This window comes from Gordonia sp. w5E2, assembly GCF_036540975.1.
GTDB classification, from domain to species: Bacteria; Actinomycetota; Actinomycetes; order Mycobacteriales; family Mycobacteriaceae; genus Gordonia; species Gordonia jacobaea.
On sequence record NZ_CP144213.1, the window covers coordinates 2,082,173 to 2,096,543 of the forward strand.

General features: G+C 67.1%; 13 protein-coding genes. 9 read left to right on the forward strand and 4 right to left on the reverse strand.

Annotation, left to right across the window (positions count from 1 at the left end):
- Positions 1-78: 78 nt before the first annotated feature.
- Complete coding sequence (gene cobA, locus RND64_RS09480) at positions 79-1,410, forward strand: uroporphyrinogen-III C-methyltransferase (RefSeq protein ID WP_331436595.1); 1,332 nt, start codon at positions 79-81, stop codon at positions 1,408-1,410.
- 169 nt (positions 1,411-1,579) lie between these two features.
- The gene (locus RND64_RS09485; protein WP_331436596.1) at positions 1,580-3,127 is read left to right on the forward strand and encodes an MFS transporter; all 1,548 of its coding nucleotides are present in this window, start codon (positions 1,580-1,582) and stop codon (positions 3,125-3,127) included.
- An 8-nt stretch (positions 3,128-3,135) separates the two neighbouring features.
- On the opposite strand, the gene RND64_RS09490 is transcribed toward RND64_RS09485, so the two are convergent.
- Both RND64_RS09490 and yaaA read right to left on the reverse strand, forming a co-directional pair.
- Positions 3,136-3,828: an aminoglycoside 3'-phosphotransferase gene (locus RND64_RS09490; RefSeq protein ID WP_331436597.1), complete on the reverse strand. Its 693-nt coding sequence runs from the start codon at positions 3,826-3,828 to the stop codon at positions 3,136-3,138.
- 53 nt (positions 3,829-3,881) lie between these two features.
- Positions 3,882-4,622, reverse strand: a complete 741-nt coding sequence (gene yaaA, locus RND64_RS09495) for a peroxide stress protein YaaA (protein WP_331436598.1) — start codon at positions 4,620-4,622, stop codon at positions 3,882-3,884.
- A gap of 83 nt (positions 4,623-4,705) precedes the next feature.
- On the opposite strand from yaaA, the gene RND64_RS09500 reads away from it, so the two are divergent.
- Positions 4,706-6,436, forward strand: coding sequence for a proline--tRNA ligase (locus RND64_RS09500; protein ID WP_064869882.1), 1,731 nt, complete (start codon positions 4,706-4,708; stop codon positions 6,434-6,436).
- A 59-nt stretch (positions 6,437-6,495) separates the two neighbouring features.
- On the opposite strand, the gene RND64_RS09505 is transcribed toward RND64_RS09500, so the two are convergent.
- Both RND64_RS09505 and RND64_RS09510 read right to left on the reverse strand, forming a co-directional pair.
- Positions 6,496-6,930, reverse strand: a complete 435-nt coding sequence (locus tag RND64_RS09505; protein ID WP_331436599.1) for a ferritin-like domain-containing protein — start codon at positions 6,928-6,930, stop codon at positions 6,496-6,498.
- Complete coding sequence (locus RND64_RS09510) at positions 6,927-7,493, reverse strand: hypothetical protein (RefSeq protein WP_331436600.1); 567 nt, start codon at positions 7,491-7,493, stop codon at positions 6,927-6,929. The genes RND64_RS09505 and RND64_RS09510 overlap by 4 nt, the downstream gene beginning before the upstream one ends.
- 227 nt (positions 7,494-7,720) lie before the next feature.
- Between RND64_RS09510 and rimP the strand changes: the two genes are divergently transcribed.
- From rimP to RND64_RS09540, 6 genes are all read left to right on the forward strand, one after another.
- A complete protein-coding gene (rimP, locus tag RND64_RS09515; RefSeq protein ID WP_331436601.1) occupies positions 7,721-8,266 on the forward strand; it encodes a ribosome maturation factor RimP in 546 nt (181 codons plus the stop codon).
- 112 nt (positions 8,267-8,378) lie between these two features.
- Entirely contained in the window at positions 8,379-9,422 is a 1,044-nt protein-coding gene (nusA, locus tag RND64_RS09520; RefSeq protein WP_331436602.1) for a transcription termination factor NusA, read from the forward strand.
- 157 nt (positions 9,423-9,579) lie between these two features.
- A complete protein-coding gene (locus tag RND64_RS09525) occupies positions 9,580-9,897 on the forward strand; it encodes a YlxR family protein (protein WP_331436603.1) in 318 nt (105 codons plus the stop codon).
- Positions 9,898-9,976: 79 nt separating this feature from the next.
- Entirely contained in the window at positions 9,977-12,793 is a 2,817-nt protein-coding gene (infB, locus tag RND64_RS09530) for a translation initiation factor IF-2 (RefSeq protein ID WP_331436604.1), read from the forward strand.
- Between the two features lie 153 nt (positions 12,794-12,946).
- Positions 12,947-13,405 (forward strand): 30S ribosome-binding factor RbfA, encoded by a 459-nt coding sequence (gene rbfA, locus RND64_RS09535; RefSeq protein WP_064869920.1) that lies wholly within the window; start codon positions 12,947-12,949, stop codon positions 13,403-13,405.
- Positions 13,402-14,361 carry a DHH family phosphoesterase gene (locus RND64_RS09540; RefSeq protein WP_331436605.1) on the forward strand — a complete coding sequence of 320 codons (960 nt, stop codon included), beginning with the start codon at positions 13,402-13,404 and terminating at the stop codon, positions 14,359-14,361. The genes rbfA and RND64_RS09540 overlap by 4 nt, the downstream gene beginning before the upstream one ends.
- Positions 14,362-14,371 lie beyond the last annotated feature (10 nt).

The following is a 14,371-nucleotide window of genomic DNA, read 5'->3' on the forward strand; positions in this document are numbered from 1 at the left end:
GAGGGGGCGGTCCGCCTCTTGCGGGCCGACCCGTCGCGATCCGGACGCACGCGCGTCTCGTCGGTAGGATCAGCACCCATGTCAGACGATGCGTCCGCGGTACCCGGTGGCGATAAAGACAGTGGCAATAACGACAAGAGTGGCGACAACGTCCACTATCTCGCCGGGCTCGATCTGCACGGACGAAAGGTGGTTGTCGTCGGTGGTGGGTCGGTTGCGCAGCGTCGACTTCCGAATCTTGTGGCCGCCGGCGCGCGGGTAGAGGTCGTCGCGATTGATCCGACGCCCGCCGTCGAGTCGTTTCCCGGGGTCGTCGTGCACAAGCGTGCGTATGTCGACGGCGATCTCGACGGGGCGTGGTATGCGATGGCGTGTACCGACGATCCCGACGTGAATGCAGCGGTCGTCGCCGAGGCGGAGCGTCGGCACACGTTCTGTGTGCGGGCCGACGAAGCGCGGTGGGGCAGTGCTGTCACCCCGGCGTCGGGGCGACACCGCGACGTGCAGTTCGGGGTGCTGGCGAGCGGCGATCACAGGTTGTCGGCGGCCTTGCGCGCCGCGATCTCGCGGGCACTGGCCGACGGTTCACTCGACGTCGACGAGCAGCCGCACCCGCCGGGCGTCGCGCTCGTGGGTGGAGGCCCCGGCGACCCCGACCTCATCACCGTGCGCGGACTCAAACTGCTGATGGCGGCCGACGTCGTCGTCGCGGATCGGTTGGCGCCGCCGGAGCTGTTGGCCTCGCTCGGTCCGCAGGTGGAGATCATCGATGCCGCGAAGGTGCCCTACGGGCGGGCGATGAAGCAGGAGGCCATCAACGACGTCCTCACCTCGAAAGCGAAAGAGGGCAAGTTCGTCGTGCGGTTCAAGGGTGGCGATCCGTATGTCTACGGTCGCGGCTTCGAGGAGTTGCAGGCATGCGTGGCCGCAGGGGTTCCGGTGACCGTGGTCCCCGGTATCACCAGCCCCATCTCCGTGCCGAGTTCTGCCGGCATCCCGGTCACGCATCGAGGCGTCACCCATGAGGTCGTGATCGCCTCGGGGCACGTCCGGCCCGGACACCCCGATTCGCTCATCGACTGGTCGGTGCTCGCACAGCTACGCGGAACGCTGGTGCTGATGATGGCCGTCGAACGTGTCGACGTCTTCGCCGACGCGCTCCTGGCAGGCGGCAAGCCCGGCGACACCCCGGTCGCGATGATCGAGAACGGATCACTGCCGACCCAACGTCTCATCCGCACCGACCTCGCCCACGCCGGCGAGACCGCCGCGCGTGAAGGACTCAAGCCACCCGCGATCGTCGTGATCGGCGCCGTCGCGGGATTCGACGATGCCGATGCCGTCGCGGCGTTCGGTGATCTCGACAGAGCTCGATCAGCGGGGGACGAGTCTCGATCAGCGCGACGGTAGGGTGCCAGGCCGTCGACTGGGCGCTGTATCCAGCCGACTGGGCGCTGCATCTCGTCGACTGGGCGCTGTATCCAGCCGAATGGGCGCTGCGTCGAGCCGAGTGGGCATACAACCTATCCGCCAACGAGAATTGGCACATACGCGCAGGGGCGCGGTAGCGTCGAAGCCTATGTCGTCGTCACCTGGGCAAGCACACCGGCTGGATTTCGCGGCCGGGGCGTCGGACACCAATCAGTACCGGCCGGTGTTCGGACTCGCGATTCTTGTGCTGTCCGGAATGCAGCTGCTGATGGTGCTCGACGGTACCGTCGCTGCGCTGGCGCTTCCGAAGATCCGCGAGTCGCTGCAACTCTCAGAGTCCGGCGCGAACTGGATCATCAGCAGCTACGTCCTGGCGTTCGGCGGGTTGATGCTCCTCGGTGGTCGACTCGGCGACACCTTCGGGCGCAAGCGCATGTTCGTGATCGGCGTCGCGGCCTTCACCGTGACCTCACTGCTGTGTGGCCTGGCCTGGGACGAGACGAGCCTGATCGTCGGACGTGCCCTGCAGGGTGCCTCGGCGGCCGTCGCAGCGCCGACCGCGATGGCCCTGGTCGCCACGACGTTCGCACCGGGTAAACCACGTAGTCAGGCGTTCGCGATCTACGCGGCGATGACCGGTATCGGTTCAGTCGCGGGTCTGATCCTCGGTGGTGTGCTGACCCAGGTCTCCTGGCGTCTTGTGTTCCTGATCAACGTTCCGATCGGCCTGCTCGTCGCTGTCGGCGCCTACTTCGTCCTGCGCGAATCCCAGGGTGTGCGATTGTCCCTCGACCTACCGGGAGCCGTGCTCGCGACGCTGGGATGCTCGCTGCTGGTGCTCGCGGTGAACGAGGGCCCGAGCGGTTGGGGCCGTCCGATCGTCATCGGCTCGTTCATTCTCGGCGGTCTTGCTCTTGTTGCGTTCGTCATAGTCGAGCGACGTGCCAGCAACCCGATCTTGCCGTTCGTTCTCTTCGACAACACGAGTCGCGTGGCCGCGCTGGTCGCCATCTTCTTCGCCAGCATGATCATGATGTGTATGGCGGTCTTCATCTCGCTGTACCTCCAGGGAATCCTGAAGTACAGCCCCGTTCAGAGTGGTCTCGCGGTCGTGCCGTTCGCGTTCGGCCTCGGGATCGCCGCTGCGATCGCGTCGAAGCTCGCGCTGCATGTTCAGCCGCGGTGGCTGGTGCTCTGCGGCGGCGCAATCATTCTGGCCGGTTGCCTGTACGCGGCGTCGATCGCGTCGAAGGCTCCCGCCTATTTCCCGAGCATCCTCATCCCTGTCGTGGTGATCGGCGTGGGTGTCGGTTTCGCTGTCATCCCGCTGACGCTTTCGGTTGTCGCGGGCGTCGGACCGAATGAGATCGGGCCGCTCACGGCGCTCGCGCAGGTCGCCCAGAACCTCGGCGGTGCGATCGGGTTGGTCGCGGTCGGGGCGCTCGTGACGTCCCGCGCGTTGTCGCTCGGCGGCACCACTGCACCCGTGGAAACGATGAACGCGACGCAACTCGCAGCGCAGGCCAACGGCTACGGATTGGCCTTCGCGTGCTGCGCGGGCATCGCGGTGATTGCCGCGGTCGTCGTGTTGTTCATGCGGTTCACCCCCGAGCAGGTGGCCGAGGGGCAGGCCGCGCAAGAAGCCGCGGACGCCGGACTCGACGCGGACATCGCGCAGAACACCCGCGACCAATGATCAGTGTCTCAGGTGGAGTCCCAGAGACGCTGGTAGAAGCTCATTCGCTCCTCGTCGAAGTCGACGCCGTACGCCTCGACGAGCGGTCGTTCCCACCCTGGCCCGTAGTCCCACTCCGTACTCATGGCTGCGACGGCGATGTCGGCCCAGCGATCTGCGACGCCGAGGCCGCCCAGATCGACGTACGCCGTCACCTGTCCGGGGTCTGACAGCAGGAAGTTGGGACAGCACGCGTCGCCGTGACACACGACCGCGCGGTCGATCGTGGGGGCATCTGTGCCCTCGAGTTGGACGTCGATGCCGCGCGACCGTGCGTCGGAAATGCGTTCGGCGGGCGACCACGTCCACGGACACGCGTCGGTGGGCAACGTGTCGTGCAGACGGCGAAGACCCCGACCGAGCGCTGGGACGGCGATCTCGGGGTGCTCGAGCCACGGTGTGAACACCGCCGAATCCCCGGGCGCTGCGGCCGTGAGCATCCACTCCGCGCTCTCGTCGTATCCAGCGTCGAGGACGGTGGGACACGCGACGAACCGCGCCGCCCACAAGAGTCGGTGTGCTTCGGCGCTCAGGGAGACCTCGTCTGTCGGTGGCTGCCATTTCAGGTACCGGGCGGACGGGCCTTCGCCGAGCCGATAGGTGATGCCACCGACATCATTGAGCCAGACCGGCGTGATCGGATCGTCGCCGGAATGCGACAAGACGACGTCGGGAATTTCGTGCGCGGGGACAGCAGAGGCTATGGGGATCGGTGTCAGTCGGTCAGGACGACGATCTCGTCGGGTCGGGGGATCTCGACGCGCTGCCCGGCGTCGGACAGCACGGCGGCGAGGGCGTTGATGTCGCGGACGTTTCGGCGCGTTCGTACCAGTTCGCGGGCCATCAGCCCCTTGTAGTGCTTGTTGAAGTGGCTCACCACTTTTCGGGTGCCGTCGGGCGCCTCTGTCATCACCGTGGCGGTCACCGCGCCAGAGACGGGGCCCAACTGCTGGTAGATCCCGGAGCGCAGGTCGACGACGAAATCGTTCACGGCGTCGAGCGCGTTCGAGAGAGCTGGTTTCCACGCCGAGGTGAGTGTGCCGAAGCCGGGCAGTGTGGATCCGCCCGAGAGGCGGTACGCGGGTATCCGGTCGCCCGCCCGGATGACCCCGAACAGCGCCGACCCGATCGCGAGGCGGTCTGCCGCTTTCGTCTTGCCCGCGCGGGTCAGTGATCGGTGGTCGAGGGCGTCGTAGAGCACGCCGGTGTAGCGCTCGATGGCAGGGCGGGTGGGGGAGAGCCAGAGGTCGGCGTTGCGGTCGACCTCGGCGAGTTGTGTCTTGCCGAGTCCGAGTGCCTTGACGCTCGCGTCGAGATCACCAGCGAGGTCGACGACGGCGTCGGCGATCTGTTTGCGGACCGGATTGAGTTCGGTGAACGAGAGTGCGTCGAGGTCGAGTGGGGCGCCGGAACCCCCGTCGGACTTGGTTTCCGAGGGCGGGAGGATGACGAGCACGTCGAACACTGTATCCGGCCATGCGGACGGGACCGAAAAGCGTATGCGGTGGCCGACTAGACTGATCGACCGTGATCACACGGATGTCGACGCTGTTCCTGCGTACGCTGCGCGATGACCCGGCAGACGCCGAGGTTCCCAGCCACAAGCTGCTTGTTCGCGCTGGATATGTTCGGCGCGTCGCGCCGGGCGTGTACAGCTGGCTCCCCCTGGGACTGCGTGTGCTCAGGGCGGTCGAGAACATCGTGCGCGAGGAGATGAACTCGATTGGCGCGCAGGAGATCCTGCTGCCCGCGCTGCTACCGCGTGAACCGTACGAGACGACTGCCCGCTGGACCGAGTACGGCGACAACCTGTTTCGTGTGAAGGACCGCAAGGGCACCGACATGCTCCTCGGTCCGACGCACGAGGAGATCTTCGCGCAACTGGTCAAGAGTGAGTACTCGTCGTACAAGGATCTGCCGGTCATCCTCTACCAGATCCAGACCAAGTACCGCGACGAGGAACGTCCGCGCGCAGGCATTCTGCGTGGACGCGAATTCGTCATGAAGGACTCGTACTCGTTCGACCTCGACGACGACGGTCTGAAGGCCTCCTACATCGCGCACCGTGACGCCTACCAGCGCATCTTCGCGCGGCTCGCGGTGCGATACGTCATCGTCGCCGCGACGTCCGGTGCGATGGGCGGCAGTGCCTCGGAGGAGTTCCTCGCCGAGAGCGAGGTCGGCGAGGACACGTTCGTGCGATGCGTGGAGTCGGGCTACGCGGCCAATGTCGAAGCCGTCGTCACGCCTGCGCCCGAATCGATTCCGTTCGACGGGCTCGCAGCCGCGCAGGTTCACGAGACCCCCGACACCACAACGATCGAGACGCTCGTGGCCTGGGCCAATGAGACCCTCGACGGGACGTTCGACGCCGCGGACACACTCAAGAACGTGATGGTCAAGGTCCGCGAACCCGGAGGCGAGTGGGAGTTGCTCGGCATCGGCGTTCCGGGCAATCGCGAGGTCGACTTCAAGCGGCTCGAGGCGTCGTTGGAGCCTGCCGAGGTCGAGCTGCTCACCGAGGCCGACTTCACGGCCAACGCGTTCCTGGTGAAGGGCTACATCGGACCAAAAGCGCTGCAGGAGAACGGCGTTCGCTATCTCGTCGATCCGCGCGTCGTCGACGGCACGGCGTGGATCACGGGCGCCGACCAGCCCAACCGGCACGTCGTCGGACTCGTCGCCGGGCGCGACTTCACGCCGGACGGGACGATCGAGGCCGCCGAGATTCTCGACGGCGATCTCTCGCCGGACGGCAAGGGGCCGCTGGTGGCCGCGAAGGGCATCGAGATCGGTCATATCTTCCAGTTGGGCCAGAAGTACACCAACGCCTTCGAGGTGGATGTTCTCGGCGAAAGCGGAAAGCCGGTCCGCCTGACCATGGGGTCCTACGGCGTCGGCGTGTCGCGTCTTGTCGCGGTGATTGCCGAGCAGCAGCACGACGACAAGGGTTTGCGCTGGCCGGCAGAGGTGGCGCCCTACGACGTGCACCTGGTGATCGCCAACAAGGACGAGGCCGCGATCGGCGGCGCGACGTCGCTGGCCGAGGAACTCGACGCCGAGGGTCTCGACGTTCTGCTCGACGACCGGAAGTCGTCGCCCGGCGTGAAGTTCAAGGACGCCGAACTGCTCGGCATGCCCATCGTCGTCGTGGTGGGCCGCGGCTACGCCAACGGCGTCGTCGAGGTCCGCGACCGCTTCACCGGCGAGAGCGCAGAGGTGCCGGTCGACAACGCAGTGTCGGCGATCGTCGCTGCGGTGCGCGGGTAGCTTCCCGCGGCGGGCCCCTCGGACCTATTGCGGCTGGGGGTCTATTACGGCCACTCGGACTACTGCGGCTGGCCCGGGAACGCGACGGTCACCGGCCGTTCGCCGAGCGCGGCACGCCAGGTTGCTGCTCGCTGTGCGCAGTCGGTGAGTTGGTCGACGGCCAGGCGGCGCGCTGATTCGGAGTCGGCTCGCTCGAGTGTGGAGCGATATGCCGTGGCGCAATCATTTTCGGCAGCCAGCGCGGCGCGGGCGGCACTGGTGGGGTCGGTGACCTGCACCGGCAAGGTGTACCCGGAGGCCATGTCGGGTGGCGTCGCACCCCCTGCCAAGATGGCGGCGTTCAGGGCGTCTCGCGCGGCGCGGTGGGCGGCGGTGTAGTCGGCAACGGTGGTGCGTCGAGTCGCGGACACGAAGGCCGTCGTGACCCCGTATGTGAAGATCGCGGCATTCTCGGCCTGCGTCGCCGCGGCCAGAGCGTCGGTCGTGGCGGTCATGCGAGCTGCACCTCAACGAGTGTTGCGACCGAAGCGCTGACCGACCCGGCCAATCCTGCCGAGTAGCCCTTCAGTGAGATCGCGGCGTCGTGTGCTGCGCGGGTCGACGCACGCAGCGCCGAGCGCAGCTCGTCGAGCGTTCCCGCTGTCGACGACGACTCCGGTGTGGACGTCGACGACGCCCCCGCACCGGTCGAGCCGGGGGTCGCGGATGCCGACGGTACGGCAGACAACTGGTTGGCCGTGTCGGAGTCGAGGCGCTGGACCTCCTGCGAGAGGGCGGTCGCGTGGGCGTCACGCTGCTCGGCGATCACTCCGAGCGCCGCGCTGTAGGTCGGAAGGCGAGGGGCGAGGGAACGTGCTGCCGCAGCGTCGGAGCGGGCAGCCTTGGCCAAGGGGAGCAGGGCGGTTGCGGTGATCTCATTGGGCGTCGGGCCGCTGTCGCATGCGCTCGACGCGCCGATCACGAGTGCTCCGGCACCGAGCGCGAGGCCGCCTCGCAAGACGGTGCGACGATCCACGGCGTCGAGTACATCGGTGGCTGCTGGCTTCACCCGACACATGATGCCAGCCCGACACACGGGCGCCGCACGGGCCGCGAGAGGCCCGGCGGCTTGAAGTAGCCTGCCGAGTCCGAGGCCGGTCGCAAGGTGGTCGGGAGAGGGTCGAAGATCGACTAGAATGGGGTGCCGTCGGATGCGGCAGAGCAATCGTCGCGAAAGCCGACCGATGGCTACGAACGCAACTGAACACGCTGCGCGGCAAGCGAAGACGAGGAGTGAGGGGAGCAATGAGCATCGATACACGACAACTCCGCACACTCGTCGACACCTTTGTCGCCGACCGTGGATTCGACGTCGAAGACGTCGCGGTCACCCAGGGTGCGGACGGCGACGCTGTCGTCGTGATCGTCGATCGGGACGGGGGAGGTTCTCTCGACGAGCTCGCCGACCTCAGTCGCGAACTGTCGGACGCGCTCGACGCCGATCCCGCCTACTCCGACATCGACACGCTCGAGGTCACCTCACCCGGCGTCGACAGGCCGCTCACGACCGAACGCCAGTGGCGTCGCGCTGCCGGACGCAAGGTGCTCATCGATCTCACGGGCGACGACGGGCCCGCCCGTGTCGCCGGCAGGGTCGGACCGTTGCACGACGGCCGGGTCGACATCGTGAGCAACGACCGCGGGCGTTTCCGGGTGCGCGCCGTCGAGCTCGACGCGGTCACACGCGCCGTGGTCGACGTCGACTTCTCGCGGCCGGGAGTCGCCGAACTGCGATTGTGCGGCCTCGACGACGAACAGATCGCGCAACGTCGCGACACCGTCACCTCGTAGCGACTCGACAACGCAGCCGACGAGACAAACCGGGGCGACAAAAACTGACTTCAGAACCGAACGACACAGCCGAAAAATTCCATAGCAGCCGACAAGTGAATAGGAGCGCCCAATGAACATCGACATCAATGCACTGCGCATGATCGAGGCCGACAAGGGAATCTCGATCGACACCGTCATCACCGCCATCGAGACCGCATTGCTCACCGCATACCGCCACACCGACGGGTTCGCGCCGCACGCGCGCATCGACGTGAATCGCAAGAGCGGGGCGGTCCGGGTGATGGCCCAGGAGGTCGACGAGGACGGCACCGTCGTCCACGAGTACGACGACACCCCCGAGGGATTCGGTCGGATCGCGGCCACCACCGCCCGTCAGGTCATCCTGCAGCGTCTGCGGGACGCGGAGAACGAGAAGAACTTCGGCGATTTCGTCACCCACGAGGGCGAGATCGTCGGCGGCGTCGTCCAGCAGGACGCCCGCGCCAACGCACGCGGCATGATCGTCGTGCAGATCGGTAGCGACGCCAACAGTGCGGAGGGAGTCATCCCGCCCGCTGAGCAGGTGCCCGGAGAGAGCTACAAACACGGCGAGCGCATCAAGTGCTACGTCGTCGGGGTCTCGCGTGGCCCGCGCGGGCCGCAGATCACGCTGTCGCGCACCCATCCGAACCTGGTCCGCAAACTGTTCGCCCTCGAGGTCCCCGAGATCGAGGACGGATCGGTCGAGATCGTCGCCGTGGCGCGCGAGGCGGGTCACCGCTCCAAGATCGCCGTGCACACCGGTGTCAGCGGACTCAACGCCAAGGGCGCGTGCATCGGTCCCATGGGGCAGCGCGTGCGCAACGTGATGAGCGAGTTGTCCGGCGAGAAGATCGACATCATCGACTACGACACCGATCCCGCCGTGTTCGTCGGGAACGCACTGTCGCCTGCGAAGGTCGTATCGGTGGAGGTCGTCGACGGCGCACAGAAAGCCGCGCGTGTCGTGGTGCCCGACTATCAGCTCTCGCTCGCGATCGGTAAGGAAGGTCAGAACGCTCGCCTGGCCGCTCGACTGACGGGTTGGCGAATCGACATCCGCTCCGACGCCGACGACGCTCCCGGTGCACCCGCCGGACAGGCGGGCGGGCCGGGCACCGGACGCGCGTCATGAGGTCCGGTTGTCCAGTTCGGTGCTCGGCGCGCTAGACTGATCGATGGTCACGCGAATGCGGCCGGCCGCCCCCTGTGGACACGCTTCCGATGGTGGTGACCGGTCCGGTCCGCGGAACGATTCTCCCGAGAGTCATTCTCCGCAAGGTCCGATCCGTATGTGTCTGGGATGTCGGCAACGAGCCGGCATCCCAGATCTGGTCCGTGTCGTCGTCGTCACCGGCGCGAGCGGCCCGAGGATCGCGGTCGACACCGCGAAGACCATGCCTGGGCGAGGTGCTTGGCTGCATCCGATGGCGGACTGCGTGTCCGCCGCGGTTCGACGCCACGCGTTTGCCCGGGCGCTGAGGAGTCCGGGACTGGTCGTAGACCAGTCCGACCTCAAAGAAGTGCTGTACACCCGCTCGGGAGACAGCACGGACGAGAGCGGCCCTAACGGGCCAGAACAGGTAGCAGAAGACATGAGCACACCGTGAAGTCACCACGATGAGCACGTATCGGACGTAATCCGAGGCCGTGGCGGGCAAGCCGCTCGGCCTCCAAGTGAGGAGAGCAGTGGCAGGCAAAGCCCGCGTGCATGAACTGGCTAAGGAACTTGGCGTGACGAGCAAGCAAGTGCTCGAACGTCTCAAAGAACAGGGCGAGTTCGTCAAATCCGCGTCGTCGACCGTCGAGGCCCCCGTGGCCCGCCGACTCCGCGAATCCTTCCCCGCAGCTAACGGGGGAGCAACCAAGAACGACTCCACGAAGTCGGCAGCACCCAAGCCGGGTGCCGCGGCTCGTGACAACTCTGCTGCGCCCAAGCCCGGCGCAGCTCGCCCCGGCCCCAAGCCGGCGGCTCCGAAACCTGCACCAGCACCGACGCCTGCCGCCGCACAGTCGGCACCAGCGCCCGCGCCTGCAGCCACCCCGGCACCTGCCGCCGCGCCCACCCCGGCGCCGGCACAGAAGCCGACGCCCGCGGCAGCTCAGGCTTCCGCGCCGGCGCCGACGAGTCCACGTCCCGGGCCCAAGCCCGGTCCGCGTGCGCCTCGCGTCGGAAACAATCCGTATTCGTCTGCTCCCGCACCAGCTCCGCGCCCGGCGGCACCACGTCCCGGACCCGGCCAGGGCGGACCCCGCCCGGGTGGCGGACGTCCGACACAGGGCCGACCAGGTCAGGGTGCAGGACGCCCCGGTCCCGGCGGCGCCGGAGCACGTCCCGCACCGGGTCAGGGCGGACCTCGCCCGAATCCGGGCAACATGCCCCCTCGCCCGAACCCGGGTGCCATGCCCAGTCGTGCGGCACGTCCCGACGCAGGCCGACCAGGCCGCGGCGGCGGACCGGGCGGTCGCGGTGGCGGCGGTGGCGGAGGCTATCGCGGTGGCGGCGGAGGCGCGCCCGGCGGCGCACCGGGAGGTCCTCCCGGAGGCTTCCGCGGACGCCCCGGTGGCGGCGGTCGCGGTCGTGGCGGCGCAGCCGGTGCGTTCGGACGTCCGGGTGGTGCACCCCGCAAGGGTCGCAAGTCCAAGCGTCAGAAGCGGCAAGAGTACGACTCGATGCAGGCTCCGGCCGTCGGTGGCGTCAGGCTGCCGCGCGGCAACGGTGAGACGATTCGTCTCGCCCGTGGCGCTTCGCTGTCCGACTTCGCCGACAAGATCGACGCCAACCCGGCATCGCTGGTCCAGGCGCTGTTCAACCTCGGCGAGATGGTCACGGCGACCGAGTCGGTCAACGACGAGACGCTGGAGCTGCTCGGCTCGGAGATGAACTACAACGTCCAGGTCGTCAGCCCGGAGGACGAAGATCGCGAACTCCTCGAGAGCTTCGATCTCTCCTACGGCGAGGACGAGGGCGGCGAAGAGGATCTCGAACAGCGTCCGCCGGTGGTCACCGTCATGGGTCACGTCGACCACGGCAAGACCCGCCTGCTCGACACCATCCGTAAGGAGAATGTGCGTGAGGGCGAGGCCGGTGGCATCACCCAGCACATCGGTGCCTACCAGGTGAATACGCACCTCAACGGCGACGATCGTCTGATCACGTTCATCGACACCCCGGGTCACGAGGCGTTCACCGCCATGCGTGCCCGTGGTGCAAAGTCGACCGACATCGCGATCCTCGTGGTCGCCGCCGACGACGGCGTCATGCCGCAGACGGTGGAGGCCGTGAACCACGCGCAGGCAGCAGATGTGCCGATCGTGGTCGCGGTCAACAAGATCGACAAGGAAGGCGCCGATCCGTCGAAGATCCGCGGCCAGCTCACCGAATATGGGCTGATCCCCGAGGAGTACGGCGGCGACACGATGTTCGTCGACATCTCGGCCAAGCAGGGCACCAACATCGAGCAGCTGCTCGAAGCGGTGCTGCTGACCGCCGACGCGTCGCTCGATCTGCGTGCCAACCCCGACATGGACGCCCAGGGTGTCGCCATCGAGGCGCACCTCGACCGCGGTCGCGGACCAGTGGCTACGGTGCTGGTCCAGCGCGGAACGCTGCGTGTCGGCGACTCCGTGGTGGCAGGCGATGCCTACGGTCGTGTGCGACGCATGGTCGACGAGCACGGCGACGACGTCAACGAGGCTCTGCCTTCGCGACCCGTCCAGGTCATCGGCTTCACGTCGGTGCCGGGTGCAGGTGACAACCTGCTCGTCGTCGAAGAAGATCGCACCGCCCGGCAGATCGCCGACCGGCGCAACGCGCGCAAGCGCAACGCGCTGGCCGCACGTAGCCGCAAGCGGATCAGCCTCGAGGACCTCGATTCGGCGCTGAAGGAAACCAGCCAGCTGAACCTGATCCTCAAGGGCGACAACGCAGGTACCGTCGAGGCGCTCGAAGAGGCGCTGCTCGGTATCGACATGGGTGACGAGGTGTCGCTGCGCGTCATCGACCGTGGTGTCGGTGGCGTGACGGAGACCAACGTCAACCTGGCTGCGGCGTCGGATGCGATCATCATCGGCTTCAACGTCCGTGCGGAGGGCAAGGCCACAGAGCTCGCCAACCGCGAGGGCGTCGACATCCGGTACTACTCGGTGATCTACCAGGCCATCGACGAGATCGAGAGCGCGCTCAAGGGCATGCTCAAGCCGATCTACGAAGAGGTGGAACTCGGCCGCGCCGAGATCCGCGCCATCTTCAAGAGCTCGAAGGTCGGCAACATCGCCGGTTGCCTGGTGCAGTCCGGTCTCATCCGCCGCAACGCCAAGGCGCGTCTGCTTCGCGACAACGTGGTGGTCGCCGAGAATCTCACGATCTCGTCGCTGCGACGCGAGAAGGACGACGTCACCGAGGTTCGCGAAGGCTACGAATGTGGTCTCACGCTGACGTACAGCGACATCAAGGTCGACGACGTCATCGAGAGCTACGAGTTGCAGGAGAAGCCGCGCGACTGACGCGCGGATCGTCGAACACGCTCCCCTTCCGGAGCCCGAGGGCACTTGGTGCTCGACGGCCCCGGAAGGGGAGTACGTTCCTCATTCACAGTGCGTGGTTCGATTCTCAGTGGTTCGATTCTCGCTGGTTCGATTCTGGAGGAAGGACATCCCATGGCTGACCCGGCACGGGCACAGCGAATGGCCAAGCGGATCTCGTCGATCGTGGCGTCGTCGATCGCCCACGACATCAAGGACCCGCGGCTGGCCCACGTCACGATCACCGATACCAAGGTGACCAACGACCTGCACGACGCGACGGTCTTCTACACCGTCATGGGCGAATCGATCGACGCCGAACCCGACTACGAGGCCGCTGCCGCGGGACTCGCCAAGGCGACCGGGATTCTCCGCTCGAAGGTCGGCGCCGGAACAGGCGTGCGCTTCACCCCGACATTGAGTTTTGTCCTCGACACCGTTCCCGACGCCGCGCGGCACATGGAAGAACTCGTGGCACGCGCACGTGCCAACGACGAACTCGTCGCGCGTCAGGCGAAGGAAGCGCAACCCGCCGGTGACGCGGACCCGTATCGAAGCAAGGACGAAGACAGCGAGGACGGTTCACGCGGGTGACCACTGCCTCCACTGCGGCGATCGCAGATGCCCTCGGAGGGGCATCGGCGGTGACGATTCTCTGCCATGTGCGACCCGACGCAGACACCATCGGTAGTGGACTCGCGCTGGGGCTTGCGTTGAAGACACGCGGCCTCGACGTCGAGGTGTCCTATCCCGGTCCCGAGAGCCTGCCCGTTGCCCTGCGCGACCTGCCGGGGGCGCGGGATCTGCTCGTCGAACCCGATGCGCTCAAGGGTCACGACGTGACGGTGTCGGTCGACGCGGCCGGACCTGATCGGCTCGGCGAACTGGCCGCGGTCTTCGAGCGTGCGGTCACATCGGTCGTCGTCGATCATCACATGTCCAACGGGGGTTTCGGCGACCTCGACTTCGTCGACCCCGACGCCGACTGCACCGCGGTGCTTGTCCTGCGACTCATCGACGAACTCGACGTTCCGCTGAACGCCGACATCGCGACGTGCCTGTACGCGGGTCTCGCGACAGATACGGGGTCGTTCAAATGGGCGCGCCCCGATTCGTTTCGGGTCGCGGCGCGATTGCTCGACAGCGGAGTCGACGGTCGACGGTGGAGTCGGGCGCTGTTCGACACCCACCCCTTCTCGTGGCTGTCCATGGTGGCCGGGGTGTTGGCTTCGGCGACGTTCGTCCCGGAAGCAGCCGACGGTGCGGGACTCGTCTACGCCGTCGTCGATCACGACGCGATGGTCGGCATGAGCTGGGAAGAATCCGAGAGCATCATCGATATCGTGCGAACCACGGCAGGCGCCGAGATCGCGGCGGTGTTCAAGGAGATCGAACCGGAGAGTTGGACGGTCTCGTTGCGGTCGAAGGCCTCGGTCGATCTGGTTCCGATCGCACGCGCACTCGGCGGTGGCGGACATCGACACGCCTCCGGGTACAGCGATACCGGGAGCGCGTCTGAGGTCGTCGACCGGCTGGTGGGGTTGCTCTGACCGAGCCCGC

Bases quoted from the DNA above. Each gene is read 5' to 3' on its own strand.
- RND64_RS09510 (WP_331436600.1), bottom strand. From the start codon at position 7,493: ATGTGTCGGGTGAAGCCAGCAGCCACCGATGTACTCGACGCCGTGGAT.
- nusA (WP_331436602.1), top strand. From the start codon at position 8,379: ATGAACATCGACATCAATGCACTGCGCATGATCGAGGCCGACAAGGGA.
- RND64_RS09525 (WP_331436603.1), top strand. From the start codon at position 9,580: ATGTGTCTGGGATGTCGGCAACGAGCCGGCATCCCAGATCTGGTCCGT.
- rbfA (WP_064869920.1), top strand. From the start codon at position 12,947: ATGGCTGACCCGGCACGGGCACAGCGAATGGCCAAGCGGATCTCGTCG.
- RND64_RS09485 (WP_331436596.1), top strand. From the start codon at position 1,580: ATGTCGTCGTCACCTGGGCAAGCACACCGGCTGGATTTCGCGGCCGGG.
- RND64_RS09505 (WP_331436599.1), bottom strand. From the start codon at position 6,930: ATGACCGCCACGACCGACGCTCTGGCCGCGGCGACGCAGGCCGAGAAT.
- RND64_RS09500 (WP_064869882.1), top strand. From the start codon at position 4,706: ATGTCGACGCTGTTCCTGCGTACGCTGCGCGATGACCCGGCAGACGCC.
- cobA (WP_331436595.1), top strand. From the start codon at position 79: ATGTCAGACGATGCGTCCGCGGTACCCGGTGGCGATAAAGACAGTGGC.
- rimP (WP_331436601.1), top strand. From the start codon at position 7,721: ATGAGCATCGATACACGACAACTCCGCACACTCGTCGACACCTTTGTC.